4 protein-coding genes and 1 pseudogene are annotated in these 6,259 nt (G+C 69.5%); 3 read left to right on the top strand and 2 right to left on the bottom strand.

Annotation, left to right across the window (positions count from 1 at the left end):
- Positions 1-32 precede the first annotated feature (32 nt).
- Complete coding sequence (locus tag J7E97_RS11080) at positions 33-2,867, top strand: BTAD domain-containing putative transcriptional regulator (protein WP_215025151.1); 2,835 nt, start codon at positions 33-35, stop codon at positions 2,865-2,867.
- 39 nt (positions 2,868-2,906) lie between these two features.
- Positions 2,907-3,005, top strand: a pseudogene (locus J7E97_RS11085) (IS5/IS1182 family transposase); the annotation flags it as partial.
- A 104-nt stretch (positions 3,006-3,109) separates the two neighbouring features.
- Here the strand turns inward: J7E97_RS11085 and J7E97_RS11090 are convergent.
- Together J7E97_RS11090 and J7E97_RS11095 are read right to left on the bottom strand one after the other, a co-directional pair.
- A complete protein-coding gene (locus J7E97_RS11090; protein ID WP_308346457.1) occupies positions 3,110-3,985 on the bottom strand; it encodes a TIGR03621 family F420-dependent LLM class oxidoreductase in 876 nt (291 codons plus the stop codon).
- Between the two features lie 32 nt (positions 3,986-4,017).
- Positions 4,018-5,241 (bottom strand): MFS transporter, encoded by a 1,224-nt coding sequence (locus tag J7E97_RS11095; RefSeq protein ID WP_215025159.1) that lies wholly within the window; start codon positions 5,239-5,241, stop codon positions 4,018-4,020.
- A gap of 203 nt (positions 5,242-5,444) precedes the next feature.
- Here J7E97_RS11095 and J7E97_RS11100 point away from each other — a divergent pair, with 203 nt between their 5' ends.
- Positions 5,445-6,191 carry a transketolase gene (locus J7E97_RS11100; RefSeq protein ID WP_374224130.1) on the top strand — a complete coding sequence of 249 codons (747 nt, stop codon included), beginning with the start codon at positions 5,445-5,447 and terminating at the stop codon, positions 6,189-6,191.
- The last annotated feature ends 68 nt before the right edge of the window (positions 6,192-6,259 follow it).

Here is a 6,259-nt window from a genome sequence, read left to right on the forward strand (position 1 = left end):
GTTTCGGGATCCTTGGAGATCTGACGCTGGACGTGGAGGGAGAGAGACGGCGGATACCCGGGCCCAAGGCCGGCGTCCTGCTGGCCTCTCTCCTGCTGCGGCCGGGCTCGGCCCTGTCGATGGACCGCCTCACGGACGCCGTGTGGGGCGACAGACCCCCGCGGACCGCGCTCGCCTCGCTTCACAACCACTTCGCCCGTCTCAGGTCGGCCCTTGGACCGGAGAGGGATCGCCTGCGCGCCGTCCGGAACGGGTACGCCCTCGACGTGCGCACGGGGGAACTCGACGCGGAAGCGTTCGAGGCCCGGCTGGGGCGAGCCCAAGACGCCCATCAGGCGCAGGACTGGCACAAGCTGGAGGAGGAGATCGCTTCCGCCCTCGCCCTGTGGCGCGGCCGGCCCGTCGCAGAGTTCCCTTCGCTTCAGGACGCCCCCGAGATCGCCCACCTCGCCGAACGGCACCTCCAGGCCGTTGAGTTGGGCTTCGAGTCCTCCCTCCGCGCCGGACGTCCTCACACGGTCACAGCTGAACTCGCCCGCTGGGCGGCAGATCACCCCTTGCACGAGCCCTTCCACCGTCAGTTGATGTCGGCCCTGCACCAAGCGGACCGCACCGCCGACGCCATTGCCGCGTACCACCGCCTGCGCCGTAGCCTCGCCGACGAACTCGGCATCGACCCCGCCCCGAGGACCCAGCAGGTGTTCCGCGCGCTACTCACCCCGAGTGCGCCCCCGGCCGACTCGGCCTTGCCGGACCTGCGGCCGGCAGCCTCACACCCGACAAACACCTCCAGCCCCGACTCCCACCGGGCGGCTCCGAGCACCGCCGAGCCCACCCGCCGCCCACCGTTTCAGATTCCCCGTGACATCGCGGACTTCACCGGCCGGGCGGCGGAGCTCACAGCCCTGCGCGCATGCCTGCTGACGGCCGCCGCCGACGGCCTGCCCCCGGTCGTTGTCATCTCCGGCATGGGCGGTATCGGCAAGACCACCCTCGCTCTGCGCGCCGCGCACGCCGGCCGCACCCTGTTCCCCGACGGCCAGCTCTACGCCGACCTGAGGGGCTTCGGATCAGGCACCCCGCGTACCGCCCACGACCTCCTCGCCCGCTTCCTTACCGACCTCGGTGTCCCCGCCCGGTCACTACCCGAGGACACCGACGACCGGGCCGCCCTCTACCGGGCCACCCTGGCCGACCGCCGCGTTCTCGTCGTCCTGGACAACGTCCGCGACACCGTCCAGGTCGCCCCGCTCCTCATCGGCAACGGCCCCGGCGCCGCGGTCGTCACCAGTCGGCACGCGCTCACCGGTCTGGCTGCCGCCACCCACATCACTCTCCAGCCCCTGGCGGCGGACGAGCAGCACCAGTTGCTCGCCGCCATCTGCGGTCCCGACCGGCTCGCCACCGAACAAGTCGCCACAGAGAAGATCCTCACGGCCTGCGCCGGCCTGCCGCTCGCCCTGCGGATCGTCGGAGCGCGTCTTGCCCACGGCGGAAGAACGGTCCCCGGCACCGCTGACCACCTGCACCGGACGGGACACCGGCTCACCGCACTCAGCCTTGACCATCTGGACGTCAGGGAGGTTTTCCTAATGAGCTACCAGGCCCTGAGCGGCAGCCCCCGGCAGGCGGAGCGCGACGCGGCCGCGGCCTTCCGCCGCCTGGGCCTGTGGCCCGCCCACCCCTTCTCCGCCGAGGCGGCCTCCACCCTCCTCGACCACCCGGTGGAGCGAACCCTCGACCTGCTCGACATCCTGGTCGGCGCCCATCTCCTGCAAAACCCGGCACCGGGTGCCTACCGCTTCCACGACTTGCTCGGGGAGTTCGCCGCCGAGCGCGCCGAACAGGAGGAGAACCCCGACGAGCGGCAGGCCAGCCTGCTGCGGATGGTCACGTGGTACAGGGCGGCGACCCGGGAGGCGGACCGCGCCACCCGCACCAGACCGTATGTTGATGCCGCACCGGACGCCGGTGCTCCGCTGCCCGAGTTCACCGACTCAGACCAGGCACTGGCCTGGATCACCGCCGAGATGCCCGCCATCCACCACGCTGTCCGCGTCGCGTCCGTCAGCACCCGGCCCGAGCTGAGCTGGGGCATCGCCGACACCCTGTTCGGCTGGACCCTCACCCACTGGTGGGCCACCCAGGAATGGCAGCAGCCTGTGAACGAGGCACTCGCCGCCGCCGAGCGCGCCGGCGACCTCCGGGGCCAGGCCAAACTAAGGAACTTTCTCGGCGCAGCGCACGACTACCGCAACGAGGCAAGCCTCACCCATCTCGCAACGGCCGCCGCACTGTACGAGCAGCTCGGCGACACCAAACTTCAGGCCGCTTCCCTGACTAACTACGCTACGGCCTGCAGCCAAGCCGGCCGTATGCAAGAGGGACTGACAGCAATACGCAAAGCGATCACCCTGCACTCGGACATCGGCGCTCCGACGCCCCTAATGCTCCATGCCCTCGGCTCTGTGCTCCTCGGCTCAGGCAACGCGGCGAACGCCGAACCAGTCTTCCGCCAGTGCCTGGAAGGCTGGCGCAGCGAAGACCGGTTCCTTTACGTGGCCATCGCCCTCGTCAGCCTCGGCGACACACTGCGCGTCCTCGACCGCAGCGACGAGGCCTTCGCCTGCCTCGAGGAATCCCTCACGCTCTCCCGGGAACTCGACAACGACTACCACATAGCCGACGCCCTCGAGGCCCTCGCCCGCGCCCACCTCCACTTCGGCGACCGCGACCAGGCCCGGAGCCACTGGCACCAGGCCCTTTCCCTCGCCGAGAAGCACCGTTTCGCCCGGGTGATCAACGACTGCCTCAAGGGACTCGACTCCCTGGTTGTAGGCGTACACATGAACGGCCCCTGCCGCTGATCCCGTGTGCGCCGGGGCGCTGTTGGTTCGAGGGAGATGATCGCCCGCCGCAGCATTCCGCACGGTTCCGGCCTCGGCGTCCACCGGTGGGTCGTGGAACGGACCGTCGCCTGGCTCCACGGCTTCCGCCGACTACGCGACCAGGCAGCCGCCCGATACATCCCCGCACATGCCCGCCCCAAGGTCTACGGCCTGCAGATCCCGGCCGACTGGTACGGCAGCCGGTCGGCTCCGCGCCCGCGTCAGCGGAGCAGCGCTATCACCTTGGCGAAGGTGTCGAGCGCCGACTCCTGCACGGTGACGTAGTCGAACCCGAACCGTTCCCGACGAGCGATGAGTTGCTCGGCGATCTGTTCCGGGCTCCCGATCAGCACGGCGGGTAGTTCGCCGACCTGTTCGGGGCTCAGCGTGCCCCGCAGAAAGCGGGAGTAGTCCTCCCGAGCGGCCGCGCGGTCATCCGTCACCTGAGTGCGCAGCACGATGATGTTTCGATGCACGGTGTCCCGGTCGGATGCGCGTAGTTCCGCATCGACCAATGCCACCCGGTCATCCATCTGCCGATCGGTGAGGAACTGCATCCCCCGACCCTGCGGGTCGAATCCGGTGCCGGAGAACGACACGATGTCGGCGTGCCTGGCAGCCAGTCTCAGCACCCGGTCACCGTTTCCGCCGATCATCAGGGGCGGCCGGTCGGACGCGGCGCCGGGGCGTGGCCGGGCGGCGCTCCAGGCCCGGTTGACCTCGTCCAGGGTCTCGACGAGTCGGTCGACGCGCTTGCCGGCCGCCTCGAACGGAATTCCGGCCTGGTCGAACTCCTTCTTCTTCCACCCCGCGCCGAGGCCGACCTCCAGCCGCCCTCCGGTGAGCTGGGAGGTGGTGACGACGTCCCGGGCGAACAGTGCCGGGCTGTAGAACGAGGTGTTGCTCACGAACGTGCCGACCCGGACGCTCCTGGTCGCCTCGGCAGCCAGAACGCACGCCGGGAAGGGCGATGGCATGTCGATGTGGTCGGGCACGGTGATGACGTGGTAGCCGAGGGCCTCGGCACGTCGGGACTTCTCCATCCAGGAGGCCCGGTCTTCGAGCTTCCAGAAACTCACGCCGAACCGCATATTCATCGCACAGGTCCTGTCCTTGAGTGTGGGGAGACTCAGACGGCGGTGGCCCGGTCGCGTTCGGCCCGGCGAACCGCCGGGCCGATCAGCACTGCCCCGGCGAGGAGCGCCGCCGCCACGATCGCCCAGCCGTAGGGCGCGAGGTCGGTCGCGAACCAGGCCACCGTTGCCGGGCCGAGTGTGGCCTGCGCGACCATCCTGAGGTGGAACGCGCCCAGGTATTCACCTCGGGCGGTGTCAGGAGCCAGCCCGTAGCCGATGCCGAACGCGCCGGCGGACTGCCACAGCTCTCCGGCGGTGATCAGCAGGACGGCGACCACCGCGATGCCGACGGTCGCCGCCCAGGAGCCGATGAGACCGCCGAGGACCATGATGAGGCAGGCCGCCGCGCTCACCAGCCCGGATCGGCGGGCGGCGGCGACAGCGCCGTCCAGGTGGTCCGAGCCTCGGGCGGCCCGGACCTGCAACAGGACCACCAGCACGGTGTTCAGGATGAACACCAGCGGGATCACGCTGCGCGGTACGCCGTCGACACTGAGGATCCACAGCGGTACACCCACCGCGAGCACGGTGCCGTTGAGGGCGAGCAGAGTCGACACGCCGATCACACCGAGGAACGGGACGTCACGCAGCGCCCTGAACCGTGAGGCTCGTTCCGGTGGCAGCCCGGGGCTGGTGACCGGCAGCCTGACGACCACCAGTGCGGCAAGCGCGAAGGACAGGGCGTTGCCGAGCGGCAGTGCGTGCATGGCCGCACCGCCGATGCCGATCAGCCCCGCGGCGATGAGCGCGCCCGCGGAGAAGCCGACGTTGAACACCGAACGGAGCGCGGCCCGTGCGGTGACGCGGTCGGCTTCCGGGACCAGATCCATGACCAAGGTATGGAACAGCGGACCGCTGCCCCATTCGAGGGCGCCTGCCAGGGCGACCACCACGAAGAACGTGGGCGCCGAGTCGACCATCGGGTACATGCAGTAGACACCGGCGAGGGCCAACATGCTGATCAGCAGCATGCGCCGGGCACCGAACCTGTCGGCTGCCCGCCCCATCAGGACACTGGAGAAGAATCCCGCGAGCCCTGCCAGGGACAGCCCGATCCCGACCTGAGCGGTGGGCAACCCGGCGATCACGACGAAGTAGACAGTCGAACTGGCCAGGAACAAGCCGTTGCCGACGCTGTCGAGCAGGTGCAGCACCGCCAGGGGGGCCGTCGGGCCGCGCAGCGAGGCGTAGTTGCTACGAACGAAGGAGGTGATCACGCGATCCGCCCCCCGGGGACCTTCCCCTGCCGAATCAGCCTCTGGAACATCCGCGTCGTCTCCCCGGGCGGTATCCGTTCGTCGTACACCCACCGATGCCTCATGGCCGCCCACCCTAGACCACTGATCGACGACCCGGCAGTGGCCCTGGGCCGTCCCGTCACGGTCCGTGAGTGACGGCCGGTGAAGATCGACGGTCGTGTATGTTCGCGCCTCTGACCGGAGTTGGGGAAGTAGGTGGTGTGATGACAGGGCTGGTCTACGACGACCTGTACCGCTTGATGGCTTCGATGACCGGGGACGAGAAGCACGCCGAGGCGGCGTCTTCCACCCTGGATGTGCTCTGGGTGCTCTACGACCGGGTGCTGCGGGTCGGGCCCGACATGGCGGACGACCGCGACCGGTTCTACCTGTCGAAGGGGCACGGTCCGATGGCCTATTACGCGGTGCTGGCCGCGAAGGGCTTCCTCGATCCGGCCGAGTTCGACCGGTTCGGCACCTACCACGCTTCTCTCGGCCACCACCCGGACCGGTTGCTCATACCGGGGGTGGAGATCTCCAGCGGGTCGCTCGGCCACGGTCTCCCGTTGGCCGTAGGCACCGTGCTGGGCCTGCGGGCGCGCGGCCTGACGTCACCTCGGCTGTGGGTACTGCTCGGCGACGGCGAACTCGACGAGGGCTCCAACCACGAGGCGATCGCCTACGCCGGCCGGAGTCGGCTCGAGCAGCTCAACGTCGTCGTGATCGACAACGGCAACGCGACCCAGGGCTGGCCCGGCGGATTGGAGACCCGTTTCGCCGTGGAGGGTTGGGCGACGGCGCGGGTCGACGGGCGCGACCACACCGCACTCGAGGCGGCGTTCACCGCACCCCATCCGGGTCGCCCCTCTGTGGTGGTCGCCGAGGTCGAGTACAGCCCTAGTGTCCTGAGTCTCGGAAACACTTCATAACTATGGCTTGGGCTCTGGCAGGCGGTTCAGGTAGCCGGCGAGGCGTTCGAAGATCTCGTCGGCGGATT

It is taken from the genome of Streptomyces sp. ISL-66 (assembly GCF_018614135.1).
Lineage (GTDB): Bacteria > Actinomycetota > Actinomycetes > Streptomycetales > Streptomycetaceae > Streptomyces.